Annotated in this window: 23 protein-coding genes and 3 pseudogenes; 17 read left to right on the forward strand and 9 right to left on the reverse strand. The window is 55.2% G+C overall.

Annotated elements, in window-relative coordinates; translation table 11 throughout:
• The first annotated feature begins 11 nt into the window (after nucleotides 1-11).
• Entirely contained in the window at nucleotides 12-683 is a 672-nt protein-coding gene (locus JCM2850_RS21780; RefSeq protein ID WP_199898250.1) for a putative bifunctional diguanylate cyclase/phosphodiesterase, read from the forward strand.
• 224 nt (nucleotides 684-907) lie between these two features.
• Nucleotides 908-1,285, forward strand: coding sequence for a hypothetical protein (locus tag JCM2850_RS20335; RefSeq protein ID WP_148301197.1), 378 nt, complete (start codon nucleotides 908-910; stop codon nucleotides 1,283-1,285).
• A gap of 60 nt (nucleotides 1,286-1,345) precedes the next feature.
• Here the strand turns inward: JCM2850_RS20335 and JCM2850_RS04650 are convergent, their stop codons facing one another.
• Nucleotides 1,346-2,236, reverse strand: coding sequence for a LysR family transcriptional regulator (locus JCM2850_RS04650; RefSeq protein WP_159105123.1), 891 nt, complete (start codon nucleotides 2,234-2,236; stop codon nucleotides 1,346-1,348).
• A 312-nt stretch (nucleotides 2,237-2,548) separates the two neighbouring features.
• On the opposite strand from JCM2850_RS04650, the pseudogene JCM2850_RS17145 reads away from it, so the two are divergent.
• The 4 genes and pseudogenes from JCM2850_RS17145 to JCM2850_RS04665 all read left to right on the forward strand — a co-directional run bounded on the left by JCM2850_RS17145 (nucleotide 2,549) and on the right by JCM2850_RS04665 (nucleotide 8,360).
• Nucleotides 2,549-5,754 (forward strand): annotated as a pseudogene (locus tag JCM2850_RS17145) (efflux RND transporter permease subunit).
• Nucleotides 5,744-6,466, forward strand: coding sequence for an efflux RND transporter periplasmic adaptor subunit (locus tag JCM2850_RS23340; protein ID WP_267879240.1), 723 nt, complete (start codon nucleotides 5,744-5,746; stop codon nucleotides 6,464-6,466). Before JCM2850_RS17145 ends, JCM2850_RS23340 begins: the two are co-directional and overlap by 11 nt.
• Nucleotides 6,400-6,885 carry an efflux RND transporter periplasmic adaptor subunit gene (locus tag JCM2850_RS23345; protein ID WP_267879241.1) on the forward strand — a complete coding sequence of 162 codons (486 nt, stop codon included), beginning with the start codon at nucleotides 6,400-6,402 and terminating at the stop codon, nucleotides 6,883-6,885. Before JCM2850_RS23340 ends, JCM2850_RS23345 begins: the two co-directional genes overlap by 67 nt.
• Nucleotides 6,882-8,360 (forward strand): efflux transporter outer membrane subunit, encoded by a 1,479-nt coding sequence (locus JCM2850_RS04665; protein WP_025870100.1) that lies wholly within the window; start codon nucleotides 6,882-6,884, stop codon nucleotides 8,358-8,360. The genes JCM2850_RS23345 and JCM2850_RS04665 overlap by 4 nt, the downstream gene beginning before the upstream one ends.
• 27 nt (nucleotides 8,361-8,387) lie before the next feature.
• Here the strand turns inward: JCM2850_RS04665 and JCM2850_RS04670 are convergent, their stop codons facing one another.
• From JCM2850_RS04670 to fae, 7 genes and pseudogenes are all read right to left on the reverse strand, one after another.
• A complete protein-coding gene (locus JCM2850_RS04670) occupies nucleotides 8,388-9,224 on the reverse strand; it encodes an AraC family transcriptional regulator (RefSeq protein WP_025870102.1) in 837 nt (278 codons plus the stop codon).
• A 56-nt stretch (nucleotides 9,225-9,280) separates the two neighbouring features.
• A complete protein-coding gene (locus tag JCM2850_RS04675; protein WP_159105124.1) occupies nucleotides 9,281-9,880 on the reverse strand; it encodes an ABC-type transport auxiliary lipoprotein family protein in 600 nt (199 codons plus the stop codon).
• Between the two features lie 8 nt (nucleotides 9,881-9,888).
• Nucleotides 9,889-10,344, reverse strand: coding sequence for an MlaD family protein (locus JCM2850_RS20340; RefSeq protein WP_025870112.1), 456 nt, complete (start codon nucleotides 10,342-10,344; stop codon nucleotides 9,889-9,891).
• A gap of 17 nt (nucleotides 10,345-10,361) precedes the next feature.
• The gene (locus tag JCM2850_RS20345; RefSeq protein WP_025870113.1) at nucleotides 10,362-10,838 is read right to left on the reverse strand and encodes an MlaD family protein; all 477 of its coding nucleotides are present in this window, start codon (nucleotides 10,836-10,838) and stop codon (nucleotides 10,362-10,364) included.
• Between the two features lie 3 nt (nucleotides 10,839-10,841).
• Nucleotides 10,842-11,603, reverse strand: coding sequence for an ABC transporter ATP-binding protein (locus JCM2850_RS04690; RefSeq protein ID WP_025870114.1), 762 nt, complete (start codon nucleotides 11,601-11,603; stop codon nucleotides 10,842-10,844).
• A gap of 3 nt (nucleotides 11,604-11,606) precedes the next feature.
• Nucleotides 11,607-12,728 carry an ABC transporter permease gene (locus JCM2850_RS04695; RefSeq protein ID WP_025870115.1) on the reverse strand — a complete coding sequence of 374 codons (1,122 nt, stop codon included), beginning with the start codon at nucleotides 12,726-12,728 and terminating at the stop codon, nucleotides 11,607-11,609.
• 102 nt (nucleotides 12,729-12,830) lie between these two features.
• Nucleotides 12,831-13,378 (reverse strand): annotated as a pseudogene (fae, locus tag JCM2850_RS17160) (formaldehyde-activating enzyme).
• Between the two features lie 235 nt (nucleotides 13,379-13,613).
• Between fae and JCM2850_RS04705 the strand changes: the two are divergent.
• The 3 genes from JCM2850_RS04705 to JCM2850_RS04715 are packed head-to-tail and all read left to right on the forward strand — an operon-like array spanning nucleotide 13,614 to nucleotide 16,492.
• Nucleotides 13,614-14,033 (forward strand): secondary thiamine-phosphate synthase enzyme YjbQ, encoded by a 420-nt coding sequence (locus JCM2850_RS04705; protein ID WP_025870116.1) that lies wholly within the window; start codon nucleotides 13,614-13,616, stop codon nucleotides 14,031-14,033.
• 3 nt (nucleotides 14,034-14,036) lie between these two features.
• Nucleotides 14,037-14,645 carry an NAD(P)H-dependent oxidoreductase gene (locus JCM2850_RS04710; RefSeq protein WP_025870117.1) on the forward strand — a complete coding sequence of 203 codons (609 nt, stop codon included), beginning with the start codon at nucleotides 14,037-14,039 and terminating at the stop codon, nucleotides 14,643-14,645.
• A 2-nt stretch (nucleotides 14,646-14,647) separates the two neighbouring features.
• Nucleotides 14,648-16,492 carry a monovalent cation:proton antiporter-2 (CPA2) family protein gene (locus JCM2850_RS04715; RefSeq protein WP_025870119.1) on the forward strand — a complete coding sequence of 615 codons (1,845 nt, stop codon included), beginning with the start codon at nucleotides 14,648-14,650 and terminating at the stop codon, nucleotides 16,490-16,492.
• Nucleotides 16,493-16,579: 87 nt separating this feature from the next.
• Here the strand turns inward: JCM2850_RS04715 and JCM2850_RS04720 are convergent, their stop codons facing one another.
• Nucleotides 16,580-17,008 carry a CBS domain-containing protein gene (locus tag JCM2850_RS04720; protein WP_025870121.1) on the reverse strand — a complete coding sequence of 143 codons (429 nt, stop codon included), beginning with the start codon at nucleotides 17,006-17,008 and terminating at the stop codon, nucleotides 16,580-16,582.
• Between the two features lie 316 nt (nucleotides 17,009-17,324).
• On the opposite strand from JCM2850_RS04720, the gene JCM2850_RS04725 reads away from it, so the two are divergent.
• The 8 genes and pseudogenes from JCM2850_RS04725 (at nucleotide 17,325) to ruvA (ending at nucleotide 21,900) form a co-directional block, all read left to right on the forward strand.
• Nucleotides 17,325-17,849, forward strand: a complete 525-nt coding sequence (locus tag JCM2850_RS04725) for a MarR family winged helix-turn-helix transcriptional regulator (RefSeq protein WP_025870123.1) — start codon at nucleotides 17,325-17,327, stop codon at nucleotides 17,847-17,849.
• An 84-nt stretch (nucleotides 17,850-17,933) separates the two neighbouring features.
• A complete protein-coding gene (locus tag JCM2850_RS20350; protein ID WP_051525278.1) occupies nucleotides 17,934-18,215 on the forward strand; it encodes a Cif family virulence factor in 282 nt (93 codons plus the stop codon).
• Complete coding sequence (locus tag JCM2850_RS20355) at nucleotides 18,212-18,400, forward strand: Cif family virulence factor (RefSeq protein ID WP_051525279.1); 189 nt, start codon at nucleotides 18,212-18,214, stop codon at nucleotides 18,398-18,400. Before JCM2850_RS20350 ends, JCM2850_RS20355 begins: the two co-directional genes overlap by 4 nt.
• 47 nt (nucleotides 18,401-18,447) lie before the next feature.
• Nucleotides 18,448-18,828 (forward strand): YybH family protein, encoded by a 381-nt coding sequence (locus tag JCM2850_RS04735; RefSeq protein ID WP_025870125.1) that lies wholly within the window; start codon nucleotides 18,448-18,450, stop codon nucleotides 18,826-18,828.
• 96 nt (nucleotides 18,829-18,924) lie between these two features.
• Nucleotides 18,925-19,850, forward strand: a pseudogene (locus JCM2850_RS17170) (DMT family transporter).
• 190 nt (nucleotides 19,851-20,040) lie between these two features.
• Nucleotides 20,041-20,766 (forward strand): YebC/PmpR family DNA-binding transcriptional regulator, encoded by a 726-nt coding sequence (locus JCM2850_RS04745; RefSeq protein ID WP_025870127.1) that lies wholly within the window; start codon nucleotides 20,041-20,043, stop codon nucleotides 20,764-20,766.
• Nucleotides 20,767-20,776: 10 nt separating this feature from the next.
• Nucleotides 20,777-21,319 carry a crossover junction endodeoxyribonuclease RuvC gene (gene ruvC / locus JCM2850_RS04750; protein WP_025870130.1) on the forward strand — a complete coding sequence of 181 codons (543 nt, stop codon included), beginning with the start codon at nucleotides 20,777-20,779 and terminating at the stop codon, nucleotides 21,317-21,319.
• Entirely contained in the window at nucleotides 21,316-21,900 is a 585-nt protein-coding gene (gene ruvA, locus JCM2850_RS04755) for a Holliday junction branch migration protein RuvA (RefSeq protein ID WP_025870131.1), read from the forward strand. Before ruvC ends, ruvA begins: the two co-directional genes overlap by 4 nt.
• Nucleotides 21,901-21,990 lie beyond the last annotated feature (90 nt).

Below are 21,990 nucleotides of genomic sequence, written 5' to 3' on the forward strand. Positions count from 1 at the left end.
GTGCCGAGGCCTTGCTGCGCTGGCAACACCCCAAGCTGGGGCTGATACCACCAGATCAATTTATCAGCTTGGCAGAGAAATCTGGTTTGATTATCCCAATTGGCGAGTGGGTGCTGGATCAGGCCTGCCAGCAGATGCGCAACTGGTATGACCTGGGTCATAAGGACTGGCATGTGGCGGTCAACCTTTCATCGCTACAGTTCTGCCATGAAAAACTGGTAGATGTGGTCAAGGCCACGCTGGTGCGCTGGCGCTTGCCTGCGCACTGCCTGACGCTGGAAATCACTGAATCCACCGCCATGCATAATGTGAAGACCACGCTGGAAATCCTGCATCAGCTGTCGCGCTTGGGTGTGAAGATATCCATCGATGACTTTGGCACAGGCTACTCCAGCCTGCTTTACCTCAAGCGCCTGCCTGCCAATGAGTTGAAGATAGACCGTGGCTTCATCAGCAGCCTGGGCGAAGACAAGGGCTTTGATGATGGCGCTATCGTCTCCGCCATCATCGCGCTGGGGCATACGCTCAATTTCCAGATTGTGGCCGAGGGGGTAGAAACCGAGGCGCAAAAATCCTTCCTGCAAGGTTTGGGTTGTGATCAGTTGCAGGGCTTTGGCTTAGGTAAGCCCATGTCGCCAGAGCAACTCACCGCCCGCTTCGGCAACATGCGTCTGGCAGGCTAGGCATCTGGCAGACTGGGCATCTGGCAGACTGGGCATCTGGCAGACTAGGCGTCATCCTGAGTGATTGTTTATACTAGCGACTTGATGCCAGCATGCTGCTGGCGTTGAGCGCTTGGTAAATTATCTTGCGCTCAGTTTTTTAGTGATTAACGCTGTGCAGCACAGGCGCGGCAATTTACACTTTTCACCGTTTATTTCTACAGTACATTTTCCAGGGTATGTTCATGTTCAATCGCGTTACTCCAGTGTTTACACGTATTTCAGCCGTGCTTGCCATTGCATTGCTCAGCCTGGGGCTGACCGCCTGCGGCGGCTTCAAGGTCTGGCCGTTTGGCGATGATGATGCCACGGCTACCTCGCGCGGCCCGGCGGGTTCTACCGAATACCAATGCGATAAAAGTAAGCGCTTTTACGTTAAACCGCAGGATGGCGGGGTGTGGCTGGTGCTGCCAGATAGGGAGTTGCAGCTCAGCAAGTCAGCAGAAGGGCAGTTCAGCAATGGCATTACCAAGCTGAGTATTGAGGGCGAAAACGCAACGCTGGACGATGGCTACAAGCACGACTTCAACAACTGCAAGGCCAATCTGCCTGCCAAGAAGTAAGCAAGGCCAGGCGGCATGACCTGAGGCCAGAGGTTCAAGCCATAAGGCCGTAGTTCTGGCTCAGGTTTTGTAGCGCAAGGCATCAACAATAATGCTAAATGCCGCGGTGGGCTGGCGGCTACTCGGGTAATACAAGTGATAACCCGTGAATGAAGGCCACCAGTCCTCCAGCACCGGGCGCAAGCGCCCTGTATTGATAGATTCCAGCACCATATCCTCAGGCAAGTAAGCCAGGCCAAAACCTTCTTGCGCGGCTTGCCGTATAGGCGTGCTGCTGCTGAAAACCAGCTGGCCATCCGTACGTACGGTGATGGTCTGGCCGTTGCGCTGAAATTCCCAGGTAAACAGCCCGCCATGGGTGGGCAACCTGAGGTTAATGCCTTTGTGCTGATCCAGCTGCTCCGGGTGGGTAGGTGTGCCAAATCGCTCAAGATAATCAGGGGCCGCCACACAGGCCATGCGCATGTCTGCGGCAATTCTGACCGCCACCATATCCTTGGCGACCTTGCTGCCCAGGCGTACGCCCATGTCGTAGCGTTCAGCGACGATATCTACCAGACCATAATCCACAATGATTTCCAGCTTGATATCGGGGTAGTGCGCCAATACCTTGGAGAGCTTGGGCCATAACACATGTCGCGCCGTATGTTCTGCGGCGGTAATACGAATATTGCCAGCGGGTTTTTGCTGCAATTCAGACAGCGAGGTCAGCTCAGCGGCAATTTCCTCAAAGCGCGGCGTCAAGGTCAGCATCAGGCGCTGCCCGGCGGCGGTAGGTGAAACGCTGCGCGTGGTGCGCGTCAGCAAGCGCATGCCCAGCCGGGTTTCCAGGCCACGCACGCTATGGCTCAGCGCCGATTGGGAAACACCCAATTGCGCGGCGGCGCGGGTAAAACTTTGCTCGCGTGCCACCACCAGAAAGGCATGCAGATCGTTGAAATTATCGCGCATCAATAGGGCTTTCAGGATTAATGAATTTAACTCATAAGACCATGCGCATTATACCCACTAATCAATGACCCTTATCGCAGGTAAAGTGTGGACTTGTAAACTAGAGCTTGCGTTATTGGTTAGCACCTAAACCAACGCACAAGCCTTGCCAGCACTGAATAAAAGCAGGCTGGCAAACCAACATTCTGCCAGGCAAAACTTGGCAAGTTCTAGTAACAATGTGGCAGGTTTGCTCAAGCACAAGCCCCCTCTCTCAACGATAATGGTTGAGTAAATTAGTATGTTTATCAAATTCACCACGGTAGGCTAGGTATGTTAGGCATAGTCCAAGTAGCGCTCAGGCGTCCTTATACATTCGTCGTCATGGCGATCATCATCATGATTGCAGGCATACTTTCGGCCCTGCGCATGCCCACCGACATCTTCCCGGAAATCCGCATTCCTGTGATTGCGGTGGCCTGGCAGTACACAGGCATGTCGCCAGATCAGGTTACGGGCCGCATGCTGACACCGTTCCAGCGTACGCTGACCACCACGGTGAATGACATTGAGCATATCGAATCCAATTCCTATACCGGGTTTGGCATCGTCAAGATTTTCTTCCAGCCCGGCGTCAATATCGCCACCGCCAATGCTCAGGTGACGGCCGTATCGCAAACGCTGCTGCGCCAGTTGCCGCCTGGCACCCAGCCACCGCTGATCCTCAACTACAACGCCTCTACCGTGCCTATTTTGCAATTGGCGCTGGCAGGCAAAGGCCTGACTGAACAAAACCTCGCCGATTTGGGCATGAACGCAGTGCGTACCCGCCTGGTCTCGGTGCCGGGTGCGGCTATTCCTTACCCCTTTGGTGGCAAAACCCGTCAGGTGCAGATTGATCTGGACCCCGATGCCATGCAGGCGCGCGGGCTTTCCGGCCAGGATGTCGCCAATGCACTGGCGGCGCAGAATCTTATCTTGCCCGTGGGTACGCAGAAGATAGGCAATTTTGAATATACAGTGCAGCTCAATAACGCGCCTTCAGCGCTGGAAGAGCTGGGCAATCTGCCAGTCAAGGTGGTGAATGGCGCCACGGTCTATATCCGCGATGTGGCCCAGGTGCGTGACGGTAGTCCGCCGCAGACCAATCTGGTGCACGTGGATGGCGCACGTTCGGTGCTGATGTCTGTGCTCAAGAACGGCGCTACTTCAACGCTGGCAATTGTGGCGGGCATCAAGGATAAACTGGAAGAAATCAAACCAACCTTGCCGGATGAGCTGGAAGTCAGGCCCATCAATGACCAATCCATCTTTGTTAGTGCCGCCATCAAGGGCGTGGTGCTGGAAGGTTGTATTGCGGCGGCCCTGACCAGCGTCATGATTCTGCTGTTCCTCGGGAGCTGGCGCTCTACGGTGATTATTGCCGTCTCCATTCCACTCTCCATCATGGGGGCGGTGGCTGGTTTGGCCCTGGCTGGCGAAACGCTCAATATCATGACCTTGGGTGGTCTGGCGCTGGCGGTGGGTATTCTGGTGGATGACGCGACTGTCACCATAGAGAACATCAACTGGCATCTGGAACAAGGCAAGGAAGTGGAGCCTGCGATTCTTGATGGTGCACGTCAGATTGTGACCCCTGCGTTTGTTTCGCTGCTGTGTATCTGTATTGTGTTTGTGCCCATGTTCTTCCTTGAGGGCGTGTCACGCTTCCTGTTTGTGCCCATGGCGGAATCGGTGATGTTTGCGATGGTGAGCTCCTTCATCCTCTCGCGCACCCTGGTGCCCACCATGTCCAAGTATTTGCTCAAGCCGCATGCGCCGCATACCGATTTGCACGGGCATAATGACGCTCTGCCACCAAGTCGTAACCCTTTGGTCAATTTCCAGCGTGGTTTTGAAGCCAGGTTTGAGCGCTTCCGCAGCGGTTACAAGGGCGTGCTGGAACTGGCGCTGGAAAACCGCAAGAAGTTTGTTGTGGGCTTTATGGCCTTTGTGCTGTTGAGCTTTGCGCTGGTGCCTTTCCTCGGCCGCAATTTCTTCCCGGCCGTCGATGGCGGGCAGATACTCATGCATGTGCGTGTGCCTGTGGGAACACGTCTTGAGGATACCGCAGCGCGCTTTGCCAATATCCAGTCGGCCATACGCAAGATTATCCCCGAGCATGAAATTGCCACGCTGGTGGACAATATTGGCCTGCCTATCAGCTCCATCAACCTCACCTATAACAACACCGGGGTGATGGGCGTGCAGGATGGCGATATTCAGATTGCGCTGACCGAGGAGCACAGGCCGACAGCGGAATATATCAAGCTGTTGCGTGAGCAATTGCCACGCCAGTTCCCGGATACCACCTTCTCCTTCCCGCCTGCGGATATCGTCAGCCAGATTCTTAATTTTGGCTCACCTGCGCCTATTGATTTGCAGATACGCGGGGCCAATACCGCCGCCAATTTTGATTACGCCAATATGCTGGTGGCGCAGATACGCAAAGTGCCCGGTATTGCCGATGTACGCATACAGCAATCACGCAAAAACCCGGTATTGAACGTCGATATCGATAGATCACGTGCGCAGGAAGTCGGGCTGAATACCCGCGATATCACCAATAATATGGTGGTGACGCTGGCAGGTAGCAGCCAGGTGGCGCCGACCTTCTGGCTTAACCCGGATAACGGCGTGTCTTACCCGATTGTGATGCAGACACCGCAATACCGCATGGATAGCATGTCCGCATTGGAAAACCTGCCACTCAATGGCACGGTGGCTGGGGCTGCACCACAGATACTGGGCGGCCTGGCGACCTTCTCGCGCAGCAATGCCAATGCGCTGGTGAGCCAATATGACATTCAGCCCATGATACAGATCAACGCCACGACTCAAGCCGTGATCTGGGGGCCGTGGCCAAGGAAATACGCAGCATACTGGCCGAGCATGCCGATAGCGTGCCCAAGGGTTCCAGCATTGCCTTGCTGGGTCAGGTGCAGACCATGGAAAGTGCGTTCTCCGGCCTGCTGTTTGGTCTGGTAGGCGCTATCGTCTTGATTTACCTGTTGATTGTGGTGAACTTCCAGTCCTGGAGTGACTCCTTCGTCATTATCAGCGCCTTGCCAGCGGCAATTGCCGGCATTATCTGGATGTTGTTTGCCAGCTTCACGCCGCTTTCGGTGCCAGCCTTGACCGGGGCCATCATGTGTATGGGCGTGGCCACCGCGAATAGCGTGCTGGTGATCAGCTTTGCGCGGGAGCGTCTGGCCGAGCTCGGCAATGCGACAGAGGCTGCGATTGAAGCTGGCTTTGTGCGCTTCCGTCCGGTGTTAATGACCGCGCTCGCTATGATGATAGGCATGGCCCCCATGGCTTTGGGCCTGGGCGAGGGTGGTGAGCAGAATGCGCCGCTGGGTCGTGCCGTGATTGGCGGGCTGTTGTTTGCCACGATTACCACGCTGGTGTTTGTGCCCGTGGTGTTCAGCATGGTGCATGCAAAATATCGTAAAAGTTCTTTAGAGAGTGCTAGTCATGGAGAAGTCAATGTCATCTGATCGTTCAGCATCGCGCCGCCTGGTGCGCAAGGGAGGCCTGGTATTGGTCCTGCTGGCCGGTGCCATTCTGGTGTATGGAATTACCAGCCGTGCCAAGGAGCATAGGGAGCTGGAACAGTGGACCGATGAACAGGCCATTCCTTCGGTGACCCTGATCAGCCCAAGCAGCGACAGCAATGCCCGCAATCTGGAATTGCCCGCGCGGCTGGAAGCCTTTGCGCGTGCGCCTTTGTATGCACGTGCCAGTGGTTATCTGAAAAGCTGGAGTGCAGATATCGGCAGTCAGGTTAAGGCGGGTCAGGTGCTGGGTGAAATCGAGACACCGGATCTGGATCAACAAATCCTGCAAGCCAAGGCCGATGTCGCCAGTGCGCGGGTCAATGCCGAACTGGCAGGCACGACGGCCAAGCGCTGGCAGTCCATGCTGGGCAGTGATTCTGTCTCCCGGCAGGAAGTCGACGAGCGCACAGGTGACTATGCCGCCAAGCAGGCCATTCTGCAGGCAGCGCAAGCCAATCTGGATCGGATTCAGGCCAACAAGGGCTTCACCAAGCTGGTGGCGCCATTTGATGGCGTGGTCACCGCGCGTTCCACCGATGTCGGTGCCCTGATCAACGTTGCAGCTCAGCCGGATTGCCGCTGTTTGTGGTGTCCGATACCCGCAAGCTACGCCTCTACGTTAACGTGCCACAAAACTACGCCCCGGCCATAGGCAAGGGCACGATTGCCAAGGTAAGTATTCCTGGCCAGCCCGGCAAAACCTATCAAGGCACTTTGGTTGCTTCGGCGCAGTCTGTCGATGCCGCTTCTGGCACTACCTTGTTCCAGTTTATGGTGCCCAATGCTGAAGGCGATTTGATGCCAGGCGGCTTTGCCCGCGTATCTCTGGAGCTGCCAGTGCAAGGCAATAGCCTGAGTATTCCTGCCAGCGCCCTGATTGTGCGTCAGGATGGTTTGCGCGTGGCCACCTTGGGTGCGGATAACAAGATTGTGCTCAAGGATGTCACCATCGCCCGTGATTTGGGCCGCACCATAGAGCTAAGCTCAGGCATCAGCGCGGAAGATAAGCTGGTGGACAGCCCGCCCGATGACATCAGCAACGGCTTGCAGGTTAAGGTGGCACAGCCATGAGTGCACTCAAGCAGGTGGCAGGCCTGAGCCTGCTGGCTATGGTAAGCGCTTGCTCTTTTGCGCCTGAACTGAAAATCCCCGAGGTGCCAGTGGCTGCCAGCTACAAGGAAACCGCGCCTTGGGTGCAGGCGCAACCTGCAGACCAATTGTCGCGCGGCGATTGGTGGGCCTTGTTTGGTGATGATGAGCTGAATCAACTGCAAACCAGGTTGATAGAGAATAATCCCAACCTCGCGGCAGCGCTGGCGCATTACCAGCAAGCCCAGGCCTATACCGATCAAGCCAGGGCTGCGCTGTTCCCCAGCCTTTCCAGCAATGGTCAGGCGGGCCGCAACCGTGTCTCTGAACACCGTCCCTTGGTGCCGCCCAATGCCAATATAGCGCCAACTTACTCAGCCTATAGCCTGGGTTTACAGGCCAGTTATGAACTGGATTTGTGGGGCCGCGTGCGCAATACCGTCAAGGCGGGTGAAGCCGAGGCTGCGGCGGCCGAGGCAGATCTGGAATCCGCACGCTTGAGCCTGCAAGCGCAGCTGGCGGATCAATTTATTGTGCTGCGCGGGCTGGATCAGCAACTGCATATCCTCGCTGAAACCGTCAAAGCCAACGATAGAGCATTGTCATTGATACGCACACGTCATGATGCAGGCATTGCCCCCGGTCTGGATGTCACGCGGGCTGAAACCCAGCTTGAGACCACACGCTCGCAACTGGAACAGGTCAAGGCGCAACGTGCGGTAAGCGAGCATGCAATTGCGGCCCTGGTGGGAGAGTCACCCTCCAGCTTCAGCATTGCCAGCCGTCAGGATGTGATTGCCTTGCCTGAGATTCCTTTGGGCGTGCCGTCTACTCTGTTGCAACGCAGGCCGGATATTGCCGCTGCCCAGCGTCGTGTTGCTTCGGCCAATGCCAGCATAGGGGTAGCCAAGACCGCATACTTCCCAGCCTTGAGTCTGGGTGCGGCCTTTGGTTACCAGAGTGTCTCCACAGGCAACTGGTTTACCGCGCCGAGCAATTTCTGGTCCATAGGGCCTAGCATGGTGTTCCAGCTGTTTGACGGCGGCAGGCGCAAGGCGCAGGTGAAGCAGGCTGAAGCCGTACTGAACGAAAATGGTGCCAAGTATAGAGGCGTGGTGCTGGAGGCTTTCCAGCAGGTGGAAGATAATCTCGCGCGTTTGAATTACTACCAGACCGCGGCCAGGTCCGAGCGTGCCGCTGCGGAAGCCGCGCAGAAGACCATGGACTTTGCCATGAACCGTTACCGCGAAGGGGCAGCCAATTATCTGGAAGTCACCACCGCGCAGGCGCAGGCGCTAGATACCCAGCGTGCCTTGTTAACGCTCACCGTGAGCCAGCTACGTGCCAGTGTGGATTTGGTACGTGCACTGGGTGGTGGCTGGCAGCAGCCTGAAGCAGGCCATGCCACAAGCAACCCGCAGTTGGGTAAGCAAGAGAGTGCGCAAACTCCTGGCTAATGAGTTTGCCTGAGGCTGCCAGCAGCCTCAGTTGTAGGCTTGCTGCGGAGTGGTAACTTTATCTTGCGACCAGCGCGTGAGGTAATTGCTGGGGGATTCCCCCATTACCCGTGAGAACATGCTGGTGAAACTGCCTGTGCTGCCATAGCCCAGCGCCAGGGCGATATTGGTGACGCTATGGCCTTCAATCAGCATTTCCACCGCGCGTATCAAGCATAGTTGCTGACGCCAGGCAGAGAAACTCATCCCAGTTTCTTTCTGGAACAAGCGCGCCAGGGTGCGTGAGCTGGCCCCGGCAATATGCGACCAATCATCGATATTGCGGTCATCACCAGGATTGCTGTGCAGGCTGGCGGTGACACGACGCAAGCGCTGATCGCGGCCTTCAGGCAAAAACAGCGGTGCTTCCTGCGCCAGACTGATTTGATCTATCAACACCTGCATCAAACGCCATTGATGATCCTGCAAGCTGGCATCATGGCTGATCTGCACCACCTCCAATACCAGTTCCCGCAATAGTGGGCTTAACTTGATCACGCAGCAGCGCTTGGGCAGGGTGGCGAGTAAATCCGGGCTGATCAGCACCGTCTTCATTTCCGCCGCCTGAATATAGTAAACGCTGTGCCTTGCCGAGCCCGGTATCCAGCAGGCACGGCCGGGCGGTGTGATCCAGGAGCCATCCTCGGTTTCCACCCGCATGCTGCCCGAGGTCACAAACATCAGTTGGCCGCGCTTGTGGGCGTGCGGCTCCACCTGCCAGCCTTTGGAGTAGGTTGCCACCCGCGGTGCCACGGGCAGCAGGGAGTTATCCGGGTCAGGCATGGTGCCATTGAGGTCGGTGAATACCGGGCGGGCTTGCGTCATGATGGCTTACTGATGAGTGTGAGTGCTAGACAAGTCAGGCTGCTGGGCAGGTCAAACTACTGAGCCTGGCATGACTGAGTCGCCGCCGTCGCCTTGACCCAGTCTGCCGCCTGATTCAGTACGCTGGCTGAGGCCTGGTTCAGCGCAGCCACGCCACCTTTGGCATCTGCACTGCTGGCCGGGGCCTGGGCTGAGAGCAAGGTCTGGCCCACGATAGTGCGCGTGCGACGTTCCACAATGCTGGCTTGCAACTGCACTACGCCATGGCTGCTGCTTGCGCTGTCAAATACCTGATCAAAAGCCACCAGTTGCAGTTTGAGGCTGCAACGTGCTTCTGGCTTGGGGTTGTTGCCTATCTGCTGACGCAATAACTCCACAGGCAGGCTGGACCAGCGGCTACCAGCATAGGTAAACACCTGGGTTGGGTTTTTATAAGCCAGGCGATAACGGATATTGCCATGCTGTACGGCTTCCACCGCGCTCAGGCTCTCTAGCGGCAAGCCAAAATCCACCTGTTGCTCTGGCTTTTGCAGGCCAAAATCGTAAAAGTCGGATTGCTTGGTTTCCGGCTTAATGGAGCTGACGCAGGCAGTCAGGCTGCTTGCCAACACAAGCAGGGCAATGAAGTTTGGCATTTGGACAGTCAAGGATCGCATGGGTGGCCTCATTGAGCGGGTTTGAAACCTGGTTCACCGGGGCCTGGACGTTGTTCAGGCTTGCCGAAGATCAGGCTTTGCGGGTTTTCTTCCAGCAGATTGAGAATGCGGCTGAAACGGCGTGCATCATCGCTGGCAGTGGCAGTCAATTCATTCAGGCGCGGCAGCGTCTCGTTATTCAGCGTTTCGCCTATCAAACTGGTGCTGTTGCGGATTTCTCCGGTCATGCCGCGTACATCCTGCACCGCCGCAGATAATTCATTCAATAGCGGCGTGGCGGATTGCGTGGCCTGTTGCAGATTGCTCAAGGTCTGGGTGAATTGCTGCTGGTTTTCCTCAGACATGAGTTGGCTGGCCTTGCTGAATGCCTTGTTGGCAGAGTCCAGGGTGGGGCCCAGCCTTGCCGAGGCCTGTTCCAGGTTGCCCAGGGTCTTGTTCAGTGATTCAACGTCTATGGTGTGCATGACGCTGTTGGCATGTTCTATGGTGGCGGTGCGTGGTTGATAAAGGATTCTATTTTGTCCACCATGCGCGGCACGCGCTCGGAAATGCGGTCTATCAGGGAGGGGCGCATGGTGATGAGCGAACCCGCAGGCAGTTGTGGCCCGCTACCATCAGGGTCGTTGAGGTCTATATAAGCAAGGCCAGTCACGCCTTGGGCGCGCAGTTCGGCGTAGGTTTCCTTGGTCAGATGCAGCTTGTCATCCACGCGTATGCTGATTTCGATGGAAGATTGCGAGTCTGGGTCCAATGCAATGTTGTTAACCTTGCCGACATTGACGCCTCGGAACTTGACCGAGGCCTCGGCACTGAGGCCAGTCACGGGTTGCTTGGAGATAATCTTGTACTCGGTGAGTGCCTGCCGACTGCCACTGAGCCACCAGAAGGCAAATACCAGGATGGTGATCAGGATCAGGGTGATGATGCCAACGGCGATGGCATGCGCGCGATTTTCCATAAATTATCCTGTTCTTTCCAATCGGACACGGATGCCCTGGAAAAAGTTTTGCACAAAGGGGTGGTCTATATGCTCAAGTTCCTGCAGCGTGCAATTGGCAACGATGCGTTTATCGGCGAGCACGGCCACGCGGTCTGAAAGAGAAACCAGGGTATCCAGATCGTGGGTGACGAAAATCACGGTCAGCCCCAGCGCCTGCTTGATGTCTTTGATCAGCTCCACAAATTTCTCGCTACGCTCTGGGTCCAGCCCGGCGGTAGGTTCATCCAGCAACAGCAGTTCTGGTTCCAGCGCCAGGGCGCGCGCCAGCGCCACGCGTTTGATCATGCCGCCGGAAAGCTGTGAAGGCAGGCGCGAGCCAGTGTCTGGCTCCATCTCAACCAGTGAGAGTTTGTGCAGCACCAGCTGGCGTATGGTGGCTTCATCGAATTGGCGTAGCTCGCGCAGCGGGAAGGCAATATTGTCAAACACACTGAGCGCAGAAAACAAAGCCCCCTGCTGGAACAACATGCCCAGCCGATTCATCAGGCGTTGTTGCGGGATGCGCGGCATCTCGTGCAGATTCTTGCCAAACAGCAGCACCTCGCCCTTGCTGGGCCGGGTCAGGCCGACAATATGCCGCAGCAGCGTGGTCTTGCCGCTGCCCGAGCCACCAACCAGCGAAACCACTTCCCCGGCATTGATGGTGAGGTCCAGATTCTCATGCACGACATTGCTGCCAAACACAGTCCAGACCTTGCGGATATCGCAAATGGCTCGGCTCATGGGCTATACCCCTATGCCGCTGGTGAGGATGGCAAACACGGCATCAATCAAGATGACGCAGGTGATGGCAGTGACCACAGAGCTGGTGGTGCTGCGGCTCAGGCTCTCGGTATTGGGCTTGATGCGCAGACCGAAATGACAGGCCACCACGGCCACCACAAAACCAAACATAACGCCTTTGATCAGGCTTAAGGTCAGGTTGACAGGCTGTACCACGGTGGCAAGGTAATCAAAGAAGAAGCGGAAGCCCAGGCCCAGCTCCATATTGGCGGAGAATGCGCCGCCCAGCAGCGCCCATACTGAGGTCCAGATCACCAGCATGGGGGCAATAAAGGTCAGGCCCAGCACCTTGGGCAACACCACGCGCAGTATGCGCGAGATACCCATGACGGCCAGCGCATCAATTTCTTCAGTCACGCGCATCACACCTATCTGTGCGGTCATGGCAGAGCCCGAGCGCCCGGCAACCAGCACTGCCATAAGAATAGGGCCTAATTCGCGTATCACGGCCAGCCCCAGAATGTTGACGATAAAGATATCGGCACCAAAAGTACGTAATTGGGTTGCCATCAGATAACTCATGGCTATGCCTATCATCATGCCGAGCAGGGCGGTGACAGGCAGGGCGGTGACGCCACTCTTATAGATATTGGCGCTGAATTCGCGCCAGGGGAAATCTTGTGGCCTGCGGATTAAATACGCCAGCTCTATCACCAGCAAACCAGTCAGGCGCACAAAATCGGTGATATGGCTGCTGAGGAAGATGGTGAGCTTGCCCCAGGCCGCGATCAGGGTCAGCGGGTCAAAACCAGATTTAGGTTTTTCCGTGGCCTGGGCATTGATTTCGCCCAGTGTCTGGAATAAGTGGTTCTGCTCTTCGCTAAGGCCAGTCTTATTATCCAGCTTGCCTTGCCAGCCATTCCACAGTACGGCGGCCCCTGCGGTGTCTAGCTGTTCAACTTCGCTTAAGTCCCAGTGCAGGTCTTGATTGGCAAAATGCGGTTTCAGTGCCTGGCGCAGCTGGGCAAAGTCGTTATCCATCTCCCGCAACGACCATTGGCCGTGCAGAGAGATGCGCTTCTTTCCCTCACTGTCCTGTGCTAACTGAAAACTCGCTATCGCCATGCGTGTCCTTATTGTTGAGAGGCGCTAAGCTGAAACATCAGCCTAGCGCCTGATTGCTTTATAGCAGAGTTTGAATCTTGCGTGCTTTAGATCTTTCCAAGCTTAGATCTTGCCATCCAGGCCCATCTGGAAGTATTTGTGCACAATCTTTTCCTGGTTTTCCAGCAGCCAGTCGATATCGGGCTTGTTGCTCATGGCCTTGTGAATGGCATTGGCTGTGGCTTTACGGTGGATGTCGAACAGTATCTTGTGATCAAGATTGTCTTGCTCAACGACAATAGGGTTGAGCCAGACGGAAACGATAATGCCGAGGTCATTGGCTTTTTCCTTGGGAATATCACCATTACGCACCGCATCCAGTACGCCATTGGCAATCGCGGCTTGCACCGTGCCCATGAGGATGTTGGTGTAACGCTCATTCTTGACCGTTACCTTGCTCACCATAATGGTGGCCGGACGTACCATGATGTCGGTGTTGAGAATTGCCAGCACGCGTGAATGGCCTTTGACCTGGTCGCCCAGCAGGGTGCCAAAGGCAGTGCCCATAGGCCCATCCATTTCGCCGATGATGACTTCTGGCTCTGCAGCCGTACCCGGAGGGCCGCCTGCTACCAGGCTTCACCGACGCGCATGAAAATCTTGTCACTCACTTGTTTCTCCTTAGATTGGTGGAAATGTAGATACGGATGAGATTCTTTGTAACCTAATTAACTGCTAATTGCAAAGCCGGGTGACTAGGCTGAGTGCTTAAGCAGAGTAGCACAGCGCAATATCAAAGCTAGTCACTAAAACTTCCAGCATCTGCAAATTTGCCTACGCGCTAGACTCAATGACAACAGTCGCACGCTATAATTTCCTGCATAGTCATTTTTAGGGGTTTCCAGCATGAAAAGTTTTCGTAAAGAATTGTGGTTCAACGCGCCTGCCCGCATGCATTTCACCAATATCACCCAGGAAATCCAGGCCTGTTTGCGCGAGAGTGGCATACGTGAGGGCCTGGTGCTGGTGAATGCCATGCATATCACCGCTAGCGTCTTTATCAACGATGACGAATCCGGTCTGCATCACGATTACAAAGACTGGCTGGAGCGCCTGGCACCGCATGAACCCATACGCAATTACAGGCACAACGATACCGGGGAAGATAATGCCGATGCGCATATGAAGCGTCAGGTCATGGGCCGCGAGGTGGTGGTGGCGGTAACCAATGGCCAGCTTGATTTCGGCCCCTGGGAACAGATTTTCTACGGCGAGTTTGATGGCCGCCGCAACAAGCGTGTGCTGGTCAAGATCATCGGCGAGTAATTCATGACCAATCAGGTATTACTGCTGCTGGCACATCCCACCCTGGAGACTTCCCGCGTCAATAAAAAACTGCTGCAAGCCGCACAAGGCTGTGCAGGTGTGACCGTGCATGATCTCTATGCGCGATATCCAGAGCAGATGATAGATATGCGAGCCGAACAAGCACTGGTGGAGCAGCATGAACTAGTGGTGTTTCAGCATCCGCTCTATTGGTACTCCTGCCCGCCCTTGCTGAAGAACTGGCTGGATACCGTGCTGAGCTATGGCTGGGCCTATGGCGAAGGCGAGAATGTGCTCACGGGTAAACCCTGGGTGCATGCCATTTCCACTGGCGGTTCCGATAGTGTTTATCAGCGCCGTGGCTACAACCAGTTCACGCTGGCGGAATTGCTACGGCCTTTCGAGCAGGCGGCCCGCTTGTGCCAGATGCCCTATCTGCAACCGTTTCTGACGCAAGCCGCAGATACACTGAGCGATGAATACCTACAGCAACAGGCAGAAACCTATGCCGTCTGGCTAAGCCGTCTTGTGGCGGGCGAGCTGCCGCCAGTAGTAGATAGCCTGCAGGCGGAATCTGCACAATATCTTGCACCTTTGGCCGAGGAGGGCTGAGCATGGCTGAAGCGCATATCCCTTCCTTGCTACTAGAGAGCGCCATCTATCTGGGCGCAGCCGTGCTGGCAGTACCTGTGTTCCGGCGCATAGGCCTGGGCTCGGTGCTGGGTTATCTATTCGCGGGCATTATCATAGGTCCCTGGGTTCTGGGGCTGGTGGCCGATACCGAGACCGTAATGCACTTCTCGGAATTTGGTGTGGTGATGATGCTGTTCCTCATCGGTCTGGAGATAGAGCCGGATAAGCTGATGGAACTAAAACTGCCTATCTTCGGCATGGGCGGCCTGCAAGTGCTGCTCACTGGCGGGGTGGTGTTTGGTCTGGGTGCGGGGCTGGGGCTGGATTGGCGTCTGGCACTGGTGGCAGGCATGGGTGTGGCAATGTCATCCACGGCAATTGCCATGCAGATACTGGGAGAGCAGGGCGCGCTGAACCGCCCTGATGGTCGCTCGGCCTTCTCGGTATTGCTGTTCCAGGACTTGGCGGTGATTCCCTTGATGATCCTGTTGCTGGTGATTGCGCCCGGCGAGCAAACCTCGCAAGGCGTGCATATGGATTGGCTGGCCATACTCAAGGCGGTATCCCTGGTGGTGTTGCTGGTGCTGAGCGGCAAATATCTGCTGCGCCCGGTATTGCGCTATATCGCCAATACTGGCTTGCGCGAGATCTTTATTGCCTTTGCTTTGCTGCTGATCATAGGGGTTTCCATCCTTATGACACTGGTGGGCCTGTCCATGGCGCTGGGTGCATTTATCGCCGGGGTAATGCTGGCCGATTCTGAATACAGGCAGGAGCTGGAGCTGGATATAGAACCATTCAAGGGCTTGCTGCTGGGGCTGTTCTTTATCTCGGTAGGCATGTCGGTCAACCTGGATATCGTCATGCAACAGCCCTGGCTGATCGTTGGGCTGGCCTTGGGCTTTGTCGCCATCAAGCTGGCCCTGCTATTTGGCCTGGCCAAGATATTCAAGTTGGGCAATGCAGGCGGCCTGATGTTTGCCGTCACCTTGTCGCAGGTGGGTGAATTTGCCTTTGTGATTTTTGGTGCGGCGCTGGATGCCAAGGTCATAGGTTTTGAACAAAGTGCCTTGCTCAACTCCGTGGTCGCGCTTTCCATGGTCACCACGCCCTTGCTGTTGCTGGGTTACAACATGCTGTATAGGCGCAGGCTTAATCAGCGCGGGCGTGATAAAGGCCATGACGAGTTTGAAGAGGCCAGGCCTATTATCGTTGCAGGCTTTGGCCGCGTAGGTCAGATCATCACGCGCTTGCTGACCAGTGCAGGCATAGCGCCCACAGTGATTGAGCATGACCCCAACCAGATAGAGCTGATGCGTAATTTCGGCTATCGCGCCTATTACGGCGATATCACCCGCCCGGATGTGCTGAGAGCGGCGGGTATTGCCCAGGCCAAGATTCTGATCCTGGCCATCGATAACGCCGAGGAAGCGCTGGAAACCGCACGCTATGTGCGTCAGCATTATCCAGAAGTGAAAATACTCGCGCGGGCGCGCAACCGTACCTATGTCTTCGACTATATGGACTTAGGGATAGACAGCGTGCGCGAAACCTTCCTTGATGCGGTGAACCTGGGCGAGCTGGCTTTGCGTGAAACGGGTTACACCCCGTTCCAGGCACATAGAACCGCTTGGCGCTTCCGTCAGCATGATGAAAAAATGATGCGCGATATTCATCCTATTCATACCGACATGCAGAAAATCGTTTCGCATAGCGTGCGCTCACGTCAGGATTTGCAGAATACCTTGCGTCAGGAAATGGATGAGGCTGTGGCGAGCTTTAACCATAATGCCTGGGAAGGTGGCAGCGCTGAAACCAAGGCTTAACGCTTAAAATTGAGCTTGGCAAATAACAAAAGAGCTAGCGCTTGCTAGCTCTTTTGCCTTTGTGCTGGCTGGTTGTGGGGATAAAACCTAGCTCTGGATATAACTTTCCAGCTGCTTGATCAGAAACTCCTGATAGGCAATCGTTTCCTTGACCAGATCACCTATGGAAAGCAGGCCTACCAGCTTTTCGCCATCTAGCACTGGCAAGTGGCGTATGCGCTTGCCTGACATCAAGTTCATACAGTGATCTATGCTGTCATCCGGGGTGACGGTAATCAGTTGCACCGACATAACGTCTCCCACAGTTGTGGTCTTGGAAGTCTTGCCCTTGATCACCACCTCACGCGCGTAATCCCGCTCTGAGAAAATACCCACCATCTTGTCCCTGTGCATGACCACCAGGGCGCCGATATGGTGTTCCGCCATTATGAGCAAGGCATCATAAACCAGGCTTTCCGGTGCGACGGAATAGATGGTGCTGCCCTTGGTTTCCAGAATCTGGCTTACAGTTTTCATGGTCTCCTCCTGCTGTTTTTATTGGGGGTGATTCCAATATACACCTTAATGGAGGAGGGTTAAATATTTGAGGGGATAGGGGAAAAGCTTGGGGTGAGGGTGGTTATGTCTGGAGGTTTGGTGGTCTTGACCCCTGCTCTCGCTCGCGGCAGCAAGGGACAAGGCAATTAGCACTCCCACTATCAAAGATGCGCCAAGCACAAATGTATCACCCCTGTCCTTGCACACCACTTAGCCAGATTTGCACAACTGAAGGATAAAAATCTTAACAGTGCTACTTGACATGATTAGTCGGCTAACTATAATTTAACTAATTATGTTACAACTCCGTGACCTCCCCAGCCAGGTAGTACTGGAAAAATTCTCCGCCCGCTATCCCGAGGCAGATACCAGTGCCATCACTTCTTTCCTGCAGCTTTTGCGCGTGGCAAGCGATCTCTCCATGGCGCTGGATGCCTGCCTCAGTCAGCATGGCTTGCTGCAAGGGCGCTGGTGGGTGTTGATACTGCTGATGCGCGAAGACAATCATATGTCATTGCCTTCGGTATTGGCAGAGAAAGCCGGGGTTAGCCGCCCCACCATGACGGGCCTGATAGATGGCCTGGAGCGTGAGCAGCTGGTAGAACGCGTATTCGATAAGGATGACAGGCGCAAAGTGTCTATCAAACTCACCGAACAAGGCCAGGCCAAGCTCGATCAGGTGATGCCAGATTATTACTCCAGGCTGCGTTTGTGCATGGCCGCGGTGAGTGAAGATGAACGTAGTCTGCTGAATGGCATCCTACACAAGCTGGATGCAGGCATAGTGGCCTTTGACGCGCCGGATGGTGCTGGCCTTTAGGCGACTTGCAGTCGTTTCAAAATGGTTTGCAGCAAGCTCAGAATCTAAAACCAAGATCTAAAACTTAAGATAAAGGGATACACCATGAATAACAGCAAAAGCATTATCGTCATTATCCTGTTGGTCGTGCTCGGTATAGGCGGGGCGCTTTGGTATCAATGCCATAGCAAGCCTGACGAAGAAGAAGCGCGTGCCCTGGTGGGCAAGCTGAATGCAGCCTGGGACGAAGCCTTTGCCCAGGCCTCCGCAGGCACTATCGCCTCTTACTATGATGAACATGGCAGCTTGTTACCCGCAGGTGGCGAGCAAGTAGTGGGCAGCCAGGCATTGCCGATTTCTGGTCTGGCCTGTTTGCCAAGGGTTTGAGCGAGCACAAGATCACCACTGTGGAAACCGGCATTGTCGGCGGCACTATCTATCAGCGCGCCAAGTGGAGTGCAGTACTCAAGGCCCCGGACGCAGAGCCTAAGGAATTCAGCGGCAATCTGCATTTGCTCTACAAGCAGCAGCAGGATGGTAGCTGGAAGATTCTTACCCATACCTGGAATTGATTTTAGTTTTTAGCATCCCCTCTATATAAACCCTCAAAGGAAGCAATATGACCGCAGCAGACTTCAAAGCCACCGCCCTCAGCCTGAACCAAGCCTGGGACAATGCCTTCAATGCCAAGGATCACGAACTGGTGGCTTCCTACTATGACGACGCAGGCACTGTATTGCCCGCAGGTGCTGCCCAGATCACTGGCAAGGCCGCGCTGGTTTCCTTCTGGAAAACCTCCATAGGTCAAGGCATTATCGACCATAAGCTGGAGCTGCTGGAGGCAGGTGTTGATGGCAATCTTGCGCATCAACGTGGTCATTGGAGCGCTGCGGTGGTAGATGCGCAGGGTGAACGTCAGAACTTCAGTGGCAATGTGCACTTGCTCTACCGCAAGCAAGCCGATGGCAGCTGGAAAGTGCTGAGCCATATCTGGAACTAAGCGTTAAACATAGCAATAACAGCAATACAAGAAAGCTGCCAGGCCAGAAAATGGCATGATGGCGGTATGAATGTGGCAGGAAAGTCAGGACTCACCATGAACGCAGCAAGCCCACACGGGCAAAACACCTTACGTGCCTTCGCCGCGCTGATTGTGCTGGCCTTGCTCTGGGGCTATAACTGGGTGGTGATGAAGCACGCGCTGGAGTTTGCCGGGGCTTTCCAGTTTGCCGCCATGCGTACTTTCTATGGTGCGCTGTGTTTGTTTGCGCTGCTGTTGATTATGCGCAAGCCGCTGAAGCCGCGCGAGCTGCCTACCTGATATTGCTGGGCGTGCTGCAAACCTGTGGCTTTACCGGCATGATTATCTGGGCGCTGGTGGAAGGGGGTGCGGGTAAGACCGCCGTGCTGACCTACACCATGCCGTTCTGGGTGATGGTGCTGGCCTGGCCTTTGCTTGGTGAAAAAATCCGCGGTGCACAGTGGTTTGCGGTGCTGAGCTCAGTGATGGGTTTGGTGATTATTCTGGACCCGCTGCATCTGGGCACAGGCTGGTTCAGCATGCTGCTGGCGATTCTGGGTGGTGTGTTCTGGGCCATTTCGGTGATTGTTGCCAAGAAGCTGCATCAGCGTGTGCCGGATATGGACCTGATGTCACTGACTGCCTGGCAAATGCTATTTGGCTCATTGCCGCTGGTGGTGGTGGCCTTTATGGTGCCTGCTGGGCCGATCAACTGGACGCCCAACTTCATAGGCGCGGTGCTGTTCAATGCTGTGCTGTGCAATGCGCTGGCCTGGCTGCTCTGGTTATATGCCTTGCAGCATCTGCCTGCGGGGATTGCCAGCATGACTTCCTTGCTGGCTCCGGTGATAGGGGTGCTGGCGGCCTGGCTGCAATTGGGTGAGACACCCACTCCTGGGGAAATCCTAGGCATGTTGCTGATAGGCCTGGCGCTGCTGATCATTTCCCTGCACAGCATGCGCGCCAAAGAGGTGGTAGACCCAGCCATGGGGCAGGATTGATGGCGAGCTTCAACGTAATCCCGATTTAACCCGGCTATCGCCATTCACGTATCTGAAATCATGCAGCACCTGCTAACTGGCAAGTTAGCGGTGGCTGCATTTTTCACTTTTAGCGCTGATATTTCTTGTAAGCCTGTATGGTAAAATCCGCCAAGTTTTTTGCTTCAATCGCAATCAAAGGATTCTACTCATGGCAGGGCATTCCAAATGGGCTAACATCCAGCACCGTAAAGGGCGTCAGGATGCTAAGCGCGGCAAGATATTCACCAAGCTGATCAAGGAAATCACCGTTTCCGCACGTCTCTCGGGCGGCGATCTCAACTTTAACCCGCGTTTGCGTGCGGCTGTGGCAGAAGCCAAAGAGCAGAACATGCCCGCAGACAACATTACGCGCGCGATCAAGCGTGGTACGGGCGAACTTGAAGGCGTGAGCTACGAAGAAATTCGCTATGAAGGTTATGGCATAGGTGGTGCGGCCATCATCATCGACTGCCTGACCGATAACAAGCAACGCGCGGTGGCCGATGTGCGCCATGCGCTGAGCAAGAATGGCGGCAATCTGGGCACCGATGGTTCGGTATCGTTTATGTTCAAGCACTGTGGTGTGTTGCTGTTTGAGCCTGGCACCAGTGAAGACCAGGTGATGGAAGCCGCACTCGAAGCCGGGGCTGAAGATGTGGTGACCGATGAAGACGGCAGCATAGAAGTGATTACTGCGCCCAATGATTTCACCGTGGTCAAGGAAGCACTAGAGGCCGCTGGCCTTAAGCCTGTGTTAGCTGAAGTGACCATGAAGCCAGACAATGAAACCATATTCAGTGGTGAAGACGGTGCCAAGATGCAAAAGCTGCTGGATGCGCTGGAAGATCTTGATGATGTGCAGGATGTTTACACCACGGCTGTGATAGAAGAGTAAACACCGAGGAATGACCTTACGAATTCTTGGTATTGACCCTGGCTTGCGGCTCACTGGTTTTGGCGTGATTGAGAAAATCGGCGAAAAACTCAGCTATATCGCCAGCGGTACCATCAAGACCACCACGGGCAAGGGCAGTGAAATAGAAGATCTGCCCACCCGTCTCAAGATCATTCTCGACAGTCTGGCGGAAGTCATCAGCACTTACCAGCCACAACAAGCGGCGATAGAAAAAGTCTTCGTCAACGTCAATCCCCAATCTACCCTGTTGCTGGGTCAGGCACGCGGTGCCGCCATCAGCGCCCTGGTCTTGCGTGATTTGCCCGTGGCGGAATATACCGCGCTGCAGGTCAAGCAGGCGGTGGTGGGTAATGGCCATGCCGCCAAGGATCAGGTGCAGGAAATGGTCAAGCGCCTGCTAAACCTGCCCGGCCTGCCCAGGCCAGATTCGGCGGATGCATTGGCTTGCGCCATCTGTCATGCACATGGTGGGCAAGGGTTGGGTAAGCTGGCAACAGCAGGTTTCAGGGTGAAAGGCGGCAGATTGATATGATTGCAAGATTGAGCGGTATCCTCATAGACAAAACTCCACCACAGGTGGTGATCGATTGCCACGGTGTGGGCTATGAGTGCGAAGTGCCCATGAGCACCTTTTACAACCTGCCCGCCACGGGTGAAAAAGTGGTGTTGCTCACCCAGTTTATCGTGCGTGAAGACGCGCAATTGCTCTATGGCTTTGGCAGTGAGCAAGAGCGTGCCACCTTCAGGCAATTACTCAAGGTCAATGGCATTGGTGCCAAGTCGGCTTTATCGATTTTGAGTGGCTTGTCGGTGGATGATCTTGCGCAGGCAGTGGCCTTGCAGGAGCCAGGCTTGCTGACCAAAGTGCCAGGCGTAGGCAAGAAAACCGCTGAGCGTTTGCTGCTGGAGCTTAAGGATAAATTCTCCATCGAAGGGTTGACCACAGCGGGCGGTGCAGCGCATGCCAAATCGGCTAGCAGTGATGTACTCAATGCCTTGCTGGCCTTGGGTTACAACGAGCGCGAAACCCTGGCGGCAGTGAAGCAATTGCCTGCTGATGTCTCCGTCACCGATGGCATCAAGCTGGCGCTGAAAGCACTTTCCAAGACTTAGTGTTTGGTTCAGCGTTTGCACGGGGGGAATGGCATGCACCCCAAGCGCATCACCTGACATAAGCTGCGCTAGTGCGCAGATTTTGCTGTG

This window comes from Methylobacillus glycogenes JCM 2850, assembly GCF_000617925.1.
GTDB classification, from domain to species: domain Bacteria; phylum Pseudomonadota; class Gammaproteobacteria; order Burkholderiales; family Methylophilaceae; genus Methylobacillus; species Methylobacillus glycogenes.